Genomic DNA, 15,803 nt, shown 5'->3' on the forward strand with positions numbered 1-15,803 from the left:
AAGAGGTTCATGATGAAACGTTTCGCCAACAAGACGGTCATTGTTGCCGGTGCGGGGCGCGATATCGGCCGCGCCTGTGCTTTGCGGCTCGCGCAGGAAGGTGCGAATGTCGTGCTAACGTATAATGGTGCCGAGGAAGGTGCCAGAAGCGCTGTTTCCGAAATCGAGCAATTCGGCCAGGCTGCGATCGCAGTCCGTGCGGATCTGACGCGGAAAGAAGAGGTCGAAAGCGCCATCACGACAACTGCGGACAGGTTTGGAGATATCCATGCGCTCGTGCATGTCGCGGGGGGCATGGTGGCGCGAAAAACCATGGCAGACATGGATGAGGCGTTTTGGGGTCAGGTCATGGATGTCAATCTGACTTCGCTTTTCCTGACCACCAAGGCTGTGCTTCCCAGGTTGGCAAAGGGCGGCGCGATCGTCACCTTCTCCTCGCAGGCGGGAAGAGATGGTGGTGGACCGGGCGCTATCGCCTACGCCACATCCAAGGGAGCCGTAATGACCTTCACCCGAGCGCTCGCCAAGGAGGTTGGACCGGTCGTTCGGGTCAATGCCGTCTGCCCCGGCATGATCGCCACCACCTTTCACGACACCTTTACAAAACCGGACGTGCGCGAGCGCGTCGCCGCTGCCGCCCTGATGAAACGGGAAGGGACCAGCGAGGATGTTGCCGCCCTTGTCGCCTTCCTTGCCTCGGACGATGCAGCGTACATTACCGGCGCCTGCTACGACATCAATGGTGGCGTGCTCTATTCCTGAGGCATAATATGTCCGTTTTTCTTCCGCGGGCAGGGCGTATCGCCATAGTCGGTACGTCACTTGTGCAGCAGAATCACATTGGCGATCACTCCTTCATCGGCACTTCGGCGCGCGGCTGGATGAGCTGGGCGGAGGTGCTGTCACATGGCCGGCTGGCTTGCCCTGTCCATCACGATCCTGCAATCGTCCCGGGTTGGGAACCTTCCAATCGTGCTGGTGGCAGCCGGTTCTTTGCCGGCCTCAATTTCGGTGTTTCCGGACAGAAAGCGATCGAGATCGAGCGGCGCCTGCCACGGTTGCTGGCGTCCGATTTCGATCTCATCATCGTCGACGCGGGTACCAACGATATGATGGTGGAGACAAGGCAGACGATCGCCGACACCCGGGACCGGATCGTCAAGGCCTTGCTGAACGCGGGCAAGACGGTGATCCTGCTGCCAATCCTGGCGAGGGGCACGCAGAAATGGCCGGCAGGCGGCCCGGAGCGTGCCAAGGCCCATTGGATCAATCAGCACAGCCGCGATTTTGCGGCCAGGCACGCCAATTGTCACGTCTTCGACTGGAACGACGCCTGGGTGGACCCGGAGAGCAGATTCGGCGAGCCGCGAGATGGTTACTCCAATGATGGAACGCATTTTTCCGTCCGTGGAGGTTTTGCGGTCGGAAGCCTTCTGGCCGGTTATCTTGATCATATCCTTCCCAATGCACCTGATCGCGTGTTGTCGCAGGACGACTGTTACGACGCGGCAGACAATCCGCTGGGTAATCTTGCTTCCGAACTCTCTGCCTCGACTTCGTCTGAGGCGGGAGAGACGAGCCATCGGTTGGGTGGTGAACTGTCCCATCCCGGTGCGGGCGTTTGGATCGAGGCCATATGTGACATGGAAGTACCCTCACACGGGGGCATCGTGGGTGTCTCCCTCAGGCTGCGCGATGCTGCCGAGGAGGGGCTTGAAAGCATTGCGCTTGCGCCCTTCCGGTCCGAAGACGGGTCGCCTTTTCCGTTCCCGTCACAATCCTGGCGAGGGACGCTCAGGACGCCTCCATTGAAGTTGAAGCCGGGGAACAAGGTTCCCGAACTTCATCTCGACGTGATCTTGAACACGCAAGCCGAACCGCTGCGGCTCGATGTGGCGAAAATCGAGGTCCGTCCCGTTCCCAGTCCGGTACGAGCATGACGCCGATACCTGCAAAGACCGAAGGTCCGGTCCTGATGGTGAGAAGGAGCTATTGAATGCGCATTGCCGAAATCCATCTCACGCCCGTGGCCATCCCGGACAAGCCGCTGCTGAACTGCAAGGGTGTTCACCAGCCTTATGCCCTGCGGACAATCATCGAAGTGATCTGCGATGATGGCACAACCGGCCTCGGCGAAAGTTACGGGAGCATCAAGGCGCTGGAAGGATTGCGGCGCGCCGCACCCGCGTTGAGAGGACTTGATCCGTTTCACCTTCACGAGTTGAAATCCCGTGTGGCCGCTGCCCTGCCGGAGGGGGGCGGTATCAATGCCAGGACGGCGGTCGCCGACCACAAGCTGACGGATGTGGTGACATCGGCCTTTGAAGTTCCCTGCATGGACATACAAGGCAAGATGCTTGGCAGATCTGTGGGCGACTTGCTCGGCGGTGCGGTGCGCGAAACCGTGCCATTCAGCGCGTATCTGTTCTTCAAGTTCGGCGCTCATATCGGCCAGGACAAAGACGAGTGGGGAGAGGTGCTCACACCCGATCAGATGGTCCGCGAAGCGAAGAAAATGGTCGCCGACCATGGCTTCAAGTCCCTTAAAGTCAAGGGCGGTGTTCTTCACCCGGATCTCGAAATCGAAACCATGTTCAAGCTGAGAGAGGCATTTCCTCACCATCCGCTGAGGATTGACCCGAATGGCGGCTGGACCGTCGAGACCGCTATCTATGTCGCGCGCAGGCTGGAAGGCGTTCTGGAATATCTCGAAGACCCCGTTGCCGGCATGGATGCCATGGCACAGGTCGCCGCCGCGACGTCAATTCCGCTCGCCACCAACATGGTTGTCCTGGAATTCGATCAGATTGCCGAAGCCTTTACAAAGCGGGCAGTCAAGGTCGTCCTTTCCGACCATCATTATTGGGGCGGGATGCGTGCATCCACCCATCTTGGCAAGGTCTGCGAAGTGCTGGATATGGGCATCTCCATGCATTCCAACTCGCATCTTGGCATAACGTTGGCCGCTATGGTTCACGTCGCGTCGGCCACACCCAATCTCGGCTATGACTGCGATACGCATTATCCCTGGGTCGGCGCGGATGTAGTTGAAGGGGCGCCCTTCGTGTTTCGTGACGGTGCACTGGCTGTGCCTCGCGGGCCAGGGCTGGGCGTGACCCTGGATCGCATCCGGCTGGCGGAATTGGCTGCCCTTTACGAAGTGGCAGGCGTCAGGGAGCGTGACGATACGCTTTATATGAAGCAGTTCGACCCCGGTTATGAGCGTCGCGTTCCGCGCTGGTAGAGAGCCGCCGCGCGCCCCGTTAGCCGCTTTCGCCTTCGACCAGAGCCATCGGCCAGAGCTTTCTGCGCACGGCCTGAGGATAGAGTCCGGCATAGGCGGGCATAGTGGACAGGAGGCTTTCGGCGAGCGCGATGCCGAGCTCCCTGAGCGATAGGTCGAAGCCCGTCAGGCGTGGAGACAGAAACCGCGCCTGGGGGCTTTGCCGGCCGATAACGGCGATGTCGCGCCCCGGTTTCAGACCGACCTCGTCGAGGCCGCGATAGAGCCCTGCGACAAGGGTCTCGTTGACCAGGATAATGGCCGTCGGCGGATCGCTGCTTGCTTTGATACTGCGTGCGACCGCATAACCGCCGGCCTCGTTCGGATTGGTGCGAAAGATATGTTCTTCGGAAAGCGTAAGGCCGTGCCGTGCCAGCGCTTCCCGGCAGCGTTCCACGAACACGTATCCGAGATTGAGATCACCGTGCGGCCAGACGAAGCCGATCTTGCGGTGGCCGGCCTTCACGAGACGCTCGACCGACATTTCCGCCATGCCTTCGAAATCCAGGTCAATCCATGGTTGATCCACGTCGGTGAGGCTGCGCCCCAGCGTGATGAAGGGAATCTTGTGACGCGCCAGGAACTCGAAACGCGCGTCGTGGCGCCGTGTCGCCGAGAGGATGATACCGTCGGCAAAACCCCGGGCGACCATCCGTTTCAAATAATCGTCCGGATCCTCTTCGGATGAACACAAGAGAGCGACGAGATCGAGCTTGTGGCGGGCCAGCACCGTCTGCACACCGTCGAAGACACTCATAAAGAAGATATCGCCCTGGCCGGTGATTTCCGGCCCGGTCTGCATCATGAAACCAATCACTCCGGTCGCGCCCTTGCGCAGTGCGCGGCCTGACTGGTTGGCGACATAGCCGAGCTGTTCGGCCGCCTCCAGCACGCGCCGGCGCGTTTCCTCGTTCACGTCCGGCTTGCCGTTAAGCGCGCGGGAGACCGTGCCGATCGAAATGTCGAGATGTTCTGCCAGCCGGCGAATGCCCTTCATGATCCCGTCCTATCAGACCGTAATCGTTTTCGGAAATCCTATTGACAAAGACCATAGCCTGTAAATAGGATCGTAAACGTTTACGGAGCCCGATGGAGGAGCATCGGCACCGTCGGCAAGGAGGGTATCGTGACATTGAAGGCAGTCCTATGCGGATGCGGAGCCATGGCACATGGCTGGATGCGGGCGTTGAAGACAACGCCCGGCCTGGCAGAGGCCATCACGATCGTCGGGTTGGTCGATCTCGATCGATCGGCCGCCCGTTCGCTTGCGGAGGCTTTCGACCTGACGGACGCGGTTGTCGGGACCGATCTTGATCGGGTGCTGGAAGAGACCAGGGCCGATCTTCTGTTCGATGTGGTCGTGCCGGTTGCCCGCAAGGCGGTCGTTGCCGCTGGGCTGAAACATGGTTGCCACGTCTTGAGCGAGAAGCCGATGGCGACTTCGCTGGAAGAGGCGAGGGAACTGATTGCGCTGGCCGAGACAGCCGGTCGGATACATGCGGTGGTGCAGAACCGCCGTTTCATATCCGGCATCCGCCGCATGCGCCGCTTCGTCGAGAGCGGTGCCATCGGCGAGTTGACCGGCGTTCATTGCGACTTCTTCATAGCCCCGCATTTCGGTGGGTTTCGAGAGCAGATGGAGAACGTGCTGCTGCTCGATATGGCGATCCACACCTTTGACGCCGCCCGCTTCGTCAGCGGCAAACGGCCGCTCTCGGTTTATTGCCTTGAAACCAATCCGGCCGGCTCCTGGTATGCCCACGGGGCTTCGGCGAACGCGATCTTCAAGTTTTCCGACGATGTCGCCTTTACCTATCGCGGCTCCTGGTGCGCCGAGGGCCGCCGCACGAGTTGGGAAAGTGCCTGGCGGCTGGTCGGCTCGAAAGGCATGCTGACCTGGGACGGCGAGGAGGCCTTCGAGGCGACAGTCGCCGGCACGGGAGAAGGGCTTCTGCGTGGCCACCGGGCGATCGATGTGCCGCCGCCACCGCGCGAGGAGGAAACGCACGGCCATGCAAGCGTGATCGCCGATTTCCTCAACGCGATCCGGTCCGGCCATCCGCCCGAAACGGCGGGTTTCGACAATATCAAGAGTCTGGCCATGGTGTTCGGCGCCATCGAAAGCGCGCGAACCGGCCAGCCTGTCGCCATTCAAGTGTGAGGACCAGGAACAGTGAGCAATCCGGCCAAATCCATCCGTATCGGCACCATGATCCGTGGCACCCAGGGGCACGCCGCAGAGCGCATCGCCCAGATTGCCGATATGGGTTTCGAGAGTTTCCAGCCGTTCTTCTGGCAGACGACGAACGGTCAAAACCTTGCGGAACTTGGCAAGCGCTGCCGCGAGGCCATCGGTGATCGCGACATCACCATTCCGGCGATCGGCATGTTCGGCAATCCGCTGGAAGAGACCGATGTCGACCTCCAGACGCTCCAGGGCTGGAAGGACTGTATCGACAATGCCCATCACTTCGGTGCGACTTGTATTGCAGGCTTCACTGGCCGATTGCGAGGCCGACCGATCCCCGAGAGCCTGCTGCGCTATCGTGAGATCTGGAGCGAGCTTGCGAAGCGCGCTGCGGACAAAGGCGTCAGGATCGCCTTCGAGAATTGCGCCATGGACGGCAACTGGCAGTCTGGCGACTGGAACATCGCCCACAATCCGGATGCCTGGGAGCTGATCTTCAACGAGACGCCGGACGACAATATCGGCCTCGAATGGGAGCCGTGCCACCAGATGGTCTATCTGATCGACCCCCTGCCGCAGATCCGCAAATGGGCATCGAAGATCTTTCACGTGCATGGCAAGGACGCGACGATCCGCCGGGGCGTCATTCGCGAGCACGGAATTTTCGGCAAGCATCCGTTCGTTTTCATGCGCACGCCCGGTTTCGGGGACACGAACTGGACAGACGTCATTTCCGAACTGCGGCTCGCAGGCTGGTCGGGTTCGATCGACATCGAGGGATGGCATGACCCCGTTTATCGCGACGAGCTCGAAATGACCGGTCAGGTGCACGCGCTGAATTATCTGAAGTCCTGCCGGGGCGGCGATTTCGTTACGGATCCGGTTTGATGCAGCCGCTCGCCGCGTGCGGCCTGGAGGAGGTCGCATCGGGAGCACAACCTGAAGGAGGAGAGCATGGGTATTCGCAATTTGGCTTTGGCCGGCGCGCTCGCGGTCGCCAGCATGTCGGCATTCTATACCTCGGCCCACGCCGAGGACGTGAAGATCACCGTCTGGTCGCTTGACCGCGACATTCAGCCGGCTCCGAACCTCATCAAGGATTTCAACAATCTCAAGAGTGGCATCACGGTCGAATATCGCCAGATCCAGTTCGACGATGTGGTAAGCGAGGCAATGCGTGCCTATTCGACCGGGCAGGCGCCCGACATCATCGCCGTCGATAATCCGGAACATGCACTGTTTTCGTCGCGTGGCGCATTCGTCGACCTGACCGACATGATTGCGCAGTCGAGCGTCGTCAAACCGGAGAACTACTATCCCGGTCCCTTGAAATCGGTGATGTGGAAGGACCGTTACTTCGGTATCCCGAAGGCGACGAATACAATTGCGCTCTACTACAACAAGGACATGTTCCGGGCGAAGGGACTCGATCCGGACAAGCCGCCGCAGACATGGGACGAATTGGTCGAGACCGCCCGCAAGCTGACCGATCCGGCCAAGAACGTCTATGGCATCACCTTCTCGGCGAAGGCCAACGAGGAGGGGACCTTCCAGTTCCTGCCCTGGGCGCAGATGGGCGGCGGCGGTTATGACAAGATCAATGCGCCGGGCGCAGTCAAGGCGCTGGAAATCTGGAAGACGATTATCGACGAGAAGCTTGCCTCGCGCGACACGCTCACCCGCAGCCAATGGGATTCCACCGGAACCTTCAATTCCGGCAATGCGGCGATGGCGATTTCCGGCCCATGGGAGCTGGATCGCATGGTGAAGGAGGCGAAATTCGACTGGGGCGTGGCATTGCTGCCGCTGCCCGAGCCGGGTGCCAAGCGCTCATCCGCCATGGGCGATTTCAACTGGGCGATCTTCGCCAACACCAAACACCCGAAGGAAGCCTTCAAGGTGCTGGAATATTTCGTCTCGCAGGACAACCGGATGTTCAAGGATTTCGGCCAACTGCCGGCCCGCTCTGACCTTGCTATTCCGCCCACCGGGCAGCCGCTCAAGGACGCTGGATTGAAGGTCTTTCAGGAGCAGCTGAAATATGCCCAACCCCGCGGGCCGCATCCGGCCTGGCCGAAAATCTCGAAAGCGATCCAGGATGCCATCCAAGCGGCTTTGACCGGCCAGATGAGCGCTCAGGAGGCGCTCGATCAGGCGGACCAGAAGATCAAGGCTGTGCTTGGTTGAACCATGGGAGCGGGCCCCTGACAGACGGCTCTTAACCTTTCCTCCCGGCCGGGGTCGCGACGGTTTTGCCGCGCGGCTCCGGACCGGAAGATGGATGCCTATCCGGAGGTGTCATGAGAAGATTCCTGCTTTCCATCAGCGACGGGCGCGGCTTCGACATCGGCCTCGTCTCCGTGCCGCTCGCCTTCCTGTTCGCGATGGCCGGCCTGCCGCTCATCTACAATATTGTGATGAGTTTTCAGGAAGTGGACATGTTCAGCCTCGGGACTTTCGCGCGGCCGTTCGTAGGATTCAAGAACTATGTCACGCTGTTCTCGCTGCCGGAAACCTGGCCGATCCTCGGGAATACGGCTGTTTTCGTGATCGCTTCGATTGCCGGGCAATTCACCATCGGTTTTGGATTGGCGCTTTTCTTCTGGACCGGCTTTCCCGGTTCTTCCTGGCTGCGCGGGTTGTTTCTCGTCTCCTGGGTCATGCCGGGTCTGGTCGTCGGCGCCATCTGGAACTGGATTCTCTCGGGCGATTTCGGCGTGCTGAATTACATTCTCCGAGAGTCGGGGCTCATTTCCGGCAATATCTTCTGGCGCTCCGATCCCGATTTCTCGCTCTGGGCCGTGGTCATCGCCAATATCTGGCTCGGCATCTCCTTCAACATGATCCTGCTCTCGGTTGGCCTTTCGGCCATTCCTCAGGACCTTTACGAAGCAGCCGAGCTGGATGGCGCCAATGTCATCCAGCGGTTCTATACGATCACCCTGCCGATGATGCGTTCCACGATCGGAGCGATCATCTCGCTCGGCCTGATCTTCACCTTGCAGCAGTTCGACCTTTTCGCCGCGATCACCGCCGGCGGGCCGAACAATTCCTCGAATGTGGTGCAATACTGGGCCTGGGACCTGTCCTTCCGCCAATATGATTTCGCGCAAGGGGCAACGGTCTCCGTCATCATGATCGTCTTCGTGATGATTGCGTCGGTCGTCTATGTCCGCTCGACACGGCATGAGGTGCGCGGATGAACCTTGCCTTGCGCGACAAGCTCATGCTGGCGATCGCAGTCCTGCTCGCGGCGGTCTATCTTTTCCCGCTCTATTGGATGTATGTCACGGCCATCAAGACGGGATCGGCGATGTTCGCCTCTCCGCCTGCCTTCTGGCCCAGCGATCCGCAATGGGGCATCTACGGCTCCGTCTGGGAGAGCCGCAATGTCGGTCGCTATCTCTGGAACTCGCTCGTCATCGCTTCCGGCGCGGTCTCGCTGATCGGCATACTCGGCACGGGCTGCGCCTATGTGCTTGCGCGTTACCGGAATGTCTGGGTGGATATCGGCCTGTTCCTCATCCTCATGCTTCAGGTGCTGCCGGCCTCGCTGATGATCACGCCGATCTTCGTCGGCTTCTCCCAACTCGGCCTGCTGGACTATCCGCGCACCGCCGTCATCCTGGCGATCGCGGCAAAAAGCATGCCCTTCTTCGTCGTACTGGTCAGGGCGACCTTCATGAGCGTGCCGATGGAACTGGAAGAGGCCGCACTAGTGGACGGCAATTCCCGCCTCGGCGCCTTTTTCAACATCGTGCTGCCGCTCGCCCGAAACGGCATTCTTGTCAGCGCCATTCTGATCTTCATGCAGGCCTTCGGCGAGTTCGTCTATTCGAAGTCGATGATCCAGGCGATCGAATACCAGCCGGCAAGCGTCGGGCTCAATTCCTTCATGGGACCGAACACCAACGAATGGAACAATATCATGGCCTATGCCGCGATGTACGTGACGCCCATCCTCGCCATCTTCGTTCTCTTGCAACGCCGGATCGTGTCCGGCCTGACCTCGGGAGCTCTCAAATGACCGCGAACCAGATCGAACTTTCCGGGGTGAACAAGTATTACGGCGCCTATCATGCGCTGAGGAACATCGACCTGAAGATCCGCAAGGGTTCTTTCGTGGCGCTCGTCGGTCCTTCCGGCTGCGGCAAGTCCACGCTGCTGCGTTCGCTCGCCGGGCTGGAATCGATTTCCGAGGGAGAGCTAGTCATTGCGGGCGCCCGGATGAACGGCGTTCCGCCTCGTAAGCGAGACCTTGCCATGGTCTTCCAGTCTTACGCGCTCTACCCGCACATGACGGTCGAGGAGAACCTCACCTACAGCCTGCGAATGCGCGGTGTCGGCAAGGCCGAAGCCAGGCGCAAGGCGGAGGAAGTCGCGGCCACCACGGGCCTTTCAAACCTTCTCGGTCGTTACCCGCGCGAATTGTCCGGCGGTCAGCGACAGCGCGTAGCGATGAGCCGGGCGATCATCCGCAATCCCAAGGCCTTTCTGTTCGACGAGCCACTTTCCAACCTCGATGCGGCGCTCCGCGTCCATATGCGCAAGGAAATCCGGGCGCTGCATGACCGGCTGGGTGCCACGTCCGTTTACGTCACCCATGACCAGATCGAGGCGATGACCATGGCCGACCATGTGGTGGTCATGCGCCAGGGCGTCATCGAACAGCAGGGCGCGCCGCTCGAACTCTATGACCGGCCGGCAAACCAATTCGTGGCGGGGTTTATCGGCTCGCCGGCCATGAATTTTGTGCCATGCATAGCCGGAGCGGACGGACGATCGCTGGTGCTTGATTTGGGAACTCCTCAGACAGTGATCGCGCCCAAGGCCGTCGCGGCCGGTCGGGTGCTGATCATGGGGATTCGCCCGGAGCATATCGAGCTTTCCAGCGAGGCCGACGCGACGCTCCGGCTGCCGGTTGGGGCCGTCGAAAGCACCGGTGCTGCAACCTATGTCACGACCGCGACGCTGCCGGAACTGGTCATCGTGCTGAACAGTCGCATTCAGATACGTCCGGGGGAGACGGTTCCACTCCGTCTCGACCAATCCCACCTGCACCTTTTCGATAAAGAGACGCAGCTGCGTTTGCCCTAACCTCAGATTCCAACAATCCGAGGGGAGAAGCGGCCAGCAATGCGAGCGAGATCATATACCGCTGTGCGTATCAACGGCGATATCCCAGCGCCCGGCTGATCTCGTCAGCGATGCTACGCACCATCAGGAGGAGGGTCTCGCGCCGCTCGACATAACGGATCGTCGGCATGCCGAGATTGAGGGCAGCAACGACAGCACCATGGGCGTCGAAGACGGGGGCGGCAAGGCCGGTCGAGCCGGTGATGAACTCCTGGTCGTTCAGTGCGTAGCCATCGCGCCGTATCTTGACGAGCATCTCCCGGATACGATCAACATCGGTTACCGTATATCGCGTGTAAGAGAGGAGCTGGACCCGGGCCAGATAGTGCTCCAGTGCCTCCTTCGGCGCATGGGCGAGAAGCATGCGGCCCGTGGCCGTGCAGTAAGCCGTGATTGCCGCATCCAGGTTCACATCGTAACGCACCCGGTGACGGCTTACGCATTTGGCGAGGCGGCGCATGTCGCAATGGGCGTTCATGGTTGCGAGCAATACCGTTTCACCGGATTCATCACGCAGCCGTTCCATGAACGGCCGTGCCGTCACCACCAACGGCTCTTCATGTCGGCGGAAGGGAAATCCATGCCGGCTCGCTTCGACCAGCATGTAACGCCCGGCGGCATCCTGGACAAAGTGCCCGCGGGCCGCCAGCGTCTGAACGAGGCCATGTGCGCTGCTTTTCGGAAATCCAAGATCGCGGACGATCTGTGCCAGCGGCACCGCTTCCCGCTGCGAGGCCATATATTCGAGCAGATCCAAAACCCGGCCGGCGCTTTTCACTTCGAAGTTCATGTATGTGAACAAAACCCCCGTTGATGGCTATTCGGTTGGCTCATAACAATTCTGCCCAGAAAGCGGCCACTCACATTTTCACGTGCTGTGGCGAAAGGATGAACGATCTCATGAACGCGCCAAATAAGCAAAACGATGCCTCAGAACCATGGCTGTGGCCCGATAGGGTCTGGCAGCAAAAGGTTCAGAAAGTGCGGGCGGGGCGTTCCCTGAAACCGGCGAAATGGAAGGATGGCGCGCGCATGGCGGTGGCGTTGTCTTTCGATTCCGATCACGAGACAATGGAATTGCGCAACGGGGGACTTTCCTTCGGCAGGATGAGCCAAGGCCAGTATGGCGCCCGTTCCGGCATGCCGCGCATTCTGCGCCTGCTCGAGAAATATTCCATTCCGGCCTCCTTTTTCATGCCGGCCGTCTCCGCGATGATCAACGCCGAGGAGGTGAGAACGGTGGTTTCCGCTGGGCACGAGCTCGGCATGCATAGCTGGATCCACGAATTCAATTCCCGCCTGGATGAAGCGACGGAACGGAATCTTGCACTGCGTGCCGCTGACGTGCTGGAGCGGCTCTCTGGCGCGCGTCCGGTCGGCATGCGCACCGCCTCCTGGGATTTCAGCCCCTACACGCTGAAGATCGCCCGCCAGATGGGGCTTCTCTACGATTCCTCCCTTATGGCGGACGACGAGCCTTACGAGCTTATCGAGGACGGCGAGCCGACGGGCGTCGTCGAAATTCCCGTCGAGTGGATCCGCGACGACGCCCCTTATGTAGCGATGGACCGCATGACCGGCGCTCGGCCCTATGGCGGCCCCTCAATGGTCTTCGACATCTTCAGCCGGGAACTGGAAGCCGCCTGGGATGAGGGAGGGCTGTTCCAACTCACCATGCATCCGCACCATGTCGGCCACCGCTCGCGCATCTTCATTCTCGAAGAAATCATCCGACTTGCCAAATCGAAGGGCGATGTCTGGTTCTGCACCCATGCGGAACTGGCACGCTATTGCGCCGATGAAGCCGGCCTCAAGACCGCCGAAAAAGCCGCGTGAGCAGATTTTAAATGAAGCAACAACATCTAAGAGGGTAAGGAACATGTCTGCCAGAATCGCATCCATAGCCGCAGTGCTCTTGGCGTTCACCGCCTCGACCGCGCTTGCTCAAACCAAGGACACGCTGACCATCGATCTTCCGGGCGATGCCGCGACGCTTGATCCGCATCTGCAGTGGAATACGGACAGCTATACCATCTATCGCAACATCTTCGACAACCTCCTGACCCGCGATGCCTCAGGCGAGATCGTGCCGCAGATCGCGAAATCCTGGAAATATCTCGACGACAAGACGATCGAGTTTCAGATCCGCGATGACGTCACCTTCCAGGACGGCAGCAAGCTGACCGCCGAGGATGTCGCCTTTTCGATCAACCGTATCATCGATCCAAAGCTGAAGAGCCCGCAGCTCTCGCAGTTCGACCAGATCGAAAAGGCGGAAGCTACAAGCCCGACGACCGTGAAAATGACGACCAAGTCGCCTTATCCGGCGCTGCTTGCCCAGCTCGTCAAGCTCTCGATCGTGCCAAAAGCCTATGTCGAGAAGGTCGGTGACCAGGAATTCAATCTGAAGCCGCTCGGCTCCGGCCCTTACAAGATGGTCAACTGGCAGAAGGGCATTCAGACCGAGTTGCAGGCCTATGACAATTACTGGCGCGCAAAGCCCCCGTTCGAGAACGTGGTCTTCCGCGCCGTTCCGGATGTCTCGACGCGCATCGCGGACCTGAAGACCGGCAAGGCGGACCTCATCCGCGATGTGCCCCCGGATCAGACGGCGAGTGTCGACGGAGATTCGAACTCTCAGGTCCTTTCGGTTCCCACCGAGCGTGTCGGCTATATGTTCATCAATGCCGAGGCCGGCCCGACGAAAGATGTTCGTGTCCGCCAGGCGATCGCCTACGCGATCGACCGTGATGCGCTGATCCAGTCGCTGCTCGAAGGTTACGGTGCGCTGGTCAATATCGTCGGGGCCAAGCCGGTGTTCGGTTACACCGACAAGGTTCAGGGTTACTCTTACGATCCGGAAAAGGCGAAGGAACTGATCAAGGCTGCCGGCGCCGAAGGCGCCAAGGTCGAGTTCCTGACATCGCCTGCTTACAATCGCGCCATGGTCGAAGCGATCCAGCAGATGGTCAACGAGGTCGGCCTCAATGTGGAAATCTCGTCCAGCGACCAGGCGACCTTCCTCAAGCGCCGCCAGGGCGATCCCGCCAATGCGGGCGGCCTTGCGCTCGGAGCCTGGTCCTGCGCCTGCCAGGATGCGGACGGTATCATCTTCCCGCTCTTCCGAAGCGGCAGCATCTGGGCAAAGTACAAGAACGAGACGTATGATGCCCTGGTCGATAAAGCCCGTACGATCCTTGATGAGGACGAGCGGCTGAAGCTCTACGAGCAGGCTTACGAGATCCTCCGTGAGGATGTTCCGGGCATGGGGCTTTATCAGGCGTACGCGCTCTACGGCGCAAGCAAGAAGCTGAAATGGCAGCCGACGGCCAATGAGTCCATGTTTGTCATGGACATGGGCTGGCAGCAGTAAAAAACGGATATCGGGATCATGTTGAGATACGCCGTCGAGCGTTTGGTACAGGCAATCATTGCGATCTTCGGCGTTCTCACCATCGTGTTTGTCATCATGCATCTTTCGGGCGATCCAACCCTGCTGCTCGTGCCGCAGGACGCATCGGCCGAAATGATCGCCGAACTGCGCCATCAGCTCGGCTTCGACCGGCCGATCTGGGTGCAGTATCTCGAATATCTTGGAGATCTCGCCCATCTCGATTTCGGCATTTCCGTCGTGCAGCGTGTGCCGGCGATCGACATCGTCGCCTCGCGCATACCCTACACCGTGATGCTGGCGACCGGCGCTATGGTCGTGGCGATCGGCATCGGCATTCCGGCCGGCATCCTGATGGCAACGAAGCGCGGCGGCTGGCTCGAACGCCTGCTGACCGCCATCGTCGTTACTGGCCAGAGCGTGCCGACGTTCCTTTCCGGCATCGTGCTGATCTTCATTTTTGGCGTGACGCTCCGCTGGCTGCCGACTTCGGGCTCTGGCGACTTCGCTTCGCTGATCATGCCGTCGCTGGCGCTCGGCGCAATCTCGATGTCGACCTTCGCCCGCATGACGCGGATTTCCATCATCGATGAACTCGGCAAGGATTATGTGCGGGCGGGACGGGCCCGCGGCCTTTCGCTTGGCTCGGTGGTTGTTCGCCACGTGTTGCGCAACGCATCGATACCGGTGATCACTATCGCCGCGCTGGAAATCGGCAACCTGCTCGCCGGCGCGGTCATCATCGAGACGGTCTTTGCCTGGCCAGGCATTGGTCAACTCGCGATCCAGTCCATCCAGGCGCGCGACTTCCTTGTCGTCCAGGTCATCGTGCTTCTGATTTCTTTTGTCTATGTGCTGACCAGCGTGCTTGCGGATTTCGTCTACGCGCTTGTCGATCCGCGCATCCGTCTGGTCCGGTGAGGAGGATTTCATGAGCACCGCCGTTCTCGTCCTTCGCCAGCGCCTTCGCCGGGTTCCCATCTCGGTCGTCATCGTCTCGATCATCTTCCTGGTGATCGTGCTGCTCGCAATTCTCGCGCCCTGGGTTGCACCCGCCGACCCCGCCAAGCAGAATCTGCTTGCCCGCCTGAAGCCGCCGGGTTTCGAACTGCGTGGCGTGACCTACTGGCTCGGCACCGACGATCTTGGCCGCGACCTGCTCTCGCGCACCATTTATGGTGGGGGTGTGTCGCTCTCCGTCGCCGTGCTTTCCGTCGTCGTTTCGACGCTCGTCGGGGTGACGCTCGGCATGGTCGCCGGCTGGTTCCGTGGTAAGATCGAGATCGTCATCATGCGCCTGGTCGACATCATGATGTCGATCCCGGCTATCCTGCTTGCGGTGCTGACCGTCGCGGTCCTCGGTCCCGGTTTCCTGAAGCTCGTCCTGGTGCTCGGGCTGACCCGCTGGCCGCGCTACACCCGCGTCGCCTATGCCCAGACACTTCAGATCGCCAACCTGCCGTTCATCAAGGCATCCGAACTCGCCGGCGCCGGTGCTGCTCGCATCCTCTTCCACCACATCCTGCCCAACATTGCCGGCCCGGTGCTGATCGTCGCGACCGCCGAATTCGGCCTGATGATCCTGATGGAAGCCGGCCTTTCTTTCCTCGGCCTCGGTATCCAGCCGCCGGCCTCGAGCTGGGGTTCGATCATGAGCGTCGGCCGCCAGTATCTCGAAAGAGCCTGGTGGATCGTCGCCTTCCCGGGCGTATGTCTCTTCCTGCTTGTCTTTTCCGTCAATGTGCTGGGCGACTGGTTGCGTGACCAGATCGATCCACGTTCCCGTTCGCGCTGAGGTTTCTCAA

15 protein-coding genes are annotated in these 15,803 nt (G+C 60.3%); 13 read left to right on the top strand and 2 right to left on the bottom strand.

All coding sequences use genetic code 11. The features are described 5' to 3' along the window. Positions 1-12: 12 nt before the first annotated feature. The 3 genes from ABK249_RS23495 to ABK249_RS23505 are packed head-to-tail and all read left to right on the top strand — an operon-like array spanning position 13 to position 3,244. The gene (locus ABK249_RS23495) at positions 13-762 is read left to right on the top strand and encodes an SDR family NAD(P)-dependent oxidoreductase (RefSeq protein WP_227704066.1); all 750 of its coding nucleotides are present in this window, start codon (positions 13-15) and stop codon (positions 760-762) included. Between the two features lie 8 nt (positions 763-770). Continuing rightward, positions 771-1,940, top strand: coding sequence for an SGNH/GDSL hydrolase family protein (locus ABK249_RS23500; RefSeq protein WP_037153077.1), 1,170 nt, complete (start codon positions 771-773; stop codon positions 1,938-1,940). Positions 1,941-1,996: 56 nt separating this feature from the next. After that, positions 1,997-3,244, top strand: a complete 1,248-nt coding sequence (locus tag ABK249_RS23505) for a glucarate dehydratase family protein (RefSeq protein WP_037153074.1) — start codon at positions 1,997-1,999, stop codon at positions 3,242-3,244. A gap of 19 nt (positions 3,245-3,263) precedes the next feature. Here ABK249_RS23505 and ABK249_RS23510 read toward each other — a convergent pair whose 3' ends face one another. Next, positions 3,264-4,280, bottom strand: a complete 1,017-nt coding sequence (locus ABK249_RS23510) for a LacI family DNA-binding transcriptional regulator (protein ID WP_227704065.1) — start codon at positions 4,278-4,280, stop codon at positions 3,264-3,266. A gap of 129 nt (positions 4,281-4,409) precedes the next feature. Here ABK249_RS23510 and ABK249_RS23515 point away from each other — a divergent pair, with 129 nt between their 5' ends. From ABK249_RS23515 to ABK249_RS23540, 6 genes are all read left to right on the top strand, one after another. Beyond that, complete coding sequence (locus tag ABK249_RS23515) at positions 4,410-5,444, top strand: Gfo/Idh/MocA family protein (RefSeq protein WP_037153067.1); 1,035 nt, start codon at positions 4,410-4,412, stop codon at positions 5,442-5,444. Positions 5,445-5,456: 12 nt separating this feature from the next. Beyond that, the gene (locus ABK249_RS23520; protein WP_227704064.1) at positions 5,457-6,359 is read left to right on the top strand and encodes a sugar phosphate isomerase/epimerase family protein; all 903 of its coding nucleotides are present in this window, start codon (positions 5,457-5,459) and stop codon (positions 6,357-6,359) included. Positions 6,360-6,425: 66 nt separating this feature from the next. Continuing rightward, positions 6,426-7,658 carry an ABC transporter substrate-binding protein gene (locus ABK249_RS23525; RefSeq protein WP_227704063.1) on the top strand — a complete coding sequence of 411 codons (1,233 nt, stop codon included), beginning with the start codon at positions 6,426-6,428 and terminating at the stop codon, positions 7,656-7,658. A 113-nt stretch (positions 7,659-7,771) separates the two neighbouring features. Next, complete coding sequence (locus ABK249_RS23530; protein WP_227704062.1) at positions 7,772-8,674, top strand: carbohydrate ABC transporter permease; 903 nt, start codon at positions 7,772-7,774, stop codon at positions 8,672-8,674. Then, entirely contained in the window at positions 8,671-9,498 is an 828-nt protein-coding gene (locus tag ABK249_RS23535) for a carbohydrate ABC transporter permease (protein ID WP_227704061.1), read from the top strand. Before ABK249_RS23530 ends, ABK249_RS23535 begins: the two co-directional genes overlap by 4 nt. Then, on the top strand, positions 9,495-10,568 hold the full coding sequence (locus tag ABK249_RS23540) for an ABC transporter ATP-binding protein (RefSeq protein ID WP_227704060.1): 1,074 nt from the start codon (positions 9,495-9,497) through the stop codon (positions 10,566-10,568). Before ABK249_RS23535 ends, ABK249_RS23540 begins: the two co-directional genes overlap by 4 nt. A gap of 70 nt (positions 10,569-10,638) precedes the next feature. On the opposite strand, the gene ABK249_RS23545 is transcribed toward ABK249_RS23540, so the two are convergent. Continuing rightward, entirely contained in the window at positions 10,639-11,397 is a 759-nt protein-coding gene (locus tag ABK249_RS23545; RefSeq protein WP_227704059.1) for an IclR family transcriptional regulator, read from the bottom strand. A 110-nt stretch (positions 11,398-11,507) separates the two neighbouring features. On the opposite strand from ABK249_RS23545, the gene ABK249_RS23550 reads away from it, so the two are divergent. Genes ABK249_RS23550 through ABK249_RS23565 form a run of 4 tightly spaced genes read left to right on the top strand, consistent with a single transcriptional unit; the run spans position 11,508 to position 15,793 of the window. Then, positions 11,508-12,443, top strand: coding sequence for a polysaccharide deacetylase family protein (locus ABK249_RS23550; protein ID WP_037153752.1), 936 nt, complete (start codon positions 11,508-11,510; stop codon positions 12,441-12,443). A 43-nt stretch (positions 12,444-12,486) separates the two neighbouring features. Next, entirely contained in the window at positions 12,487-13,980 is a 1,494-nt protein-coding gene (locus tag ABK249_RS23555; RefSeq protein WP_037153048.1) for an ABC transporter substrate-binding protein, read from the top strand. 18 nt (positions 13,981-13,998) lie between these two features. Beyond that, positions 13,999-14,919: an ABC transporter permease gene (locus tag ABK249_RS23560; protein ID WP_037153046.1), complete on the top strand. Its 921-nt coding sequence runs from the start codon at positions 13,999-14,001 to the stop codon at positions 14,917-14,919. A gap of 10 nt (positions 14,920-14,929) precedes the next feature. Beyond that, positions 14,930-15,793: an ABC transporter permease gene (locus tag ABK249_RS23565; RefSeq protein WP_037153043.1), complete on the top strand. Its 864-nt coding sequence runs from the start codon at positions 14,930-14,932 to the stop codon at positions 15,791-15,793. The last annotated feature ends 10 nt before the right edge of the window (positions 15,794-15,803 follow it).

Origin of the sequence: Neorhizobium phenanthreniclasticum, assembly GCF_040066075.1 — a bacterium.
GTDB classification, from domain to species: Bacteria; Pseudomonadota; Alphaproteobacteria; order Rhizobiales; family Rhizobiaceae; genus Neorhizobium; species Neorhizobium petrolearium.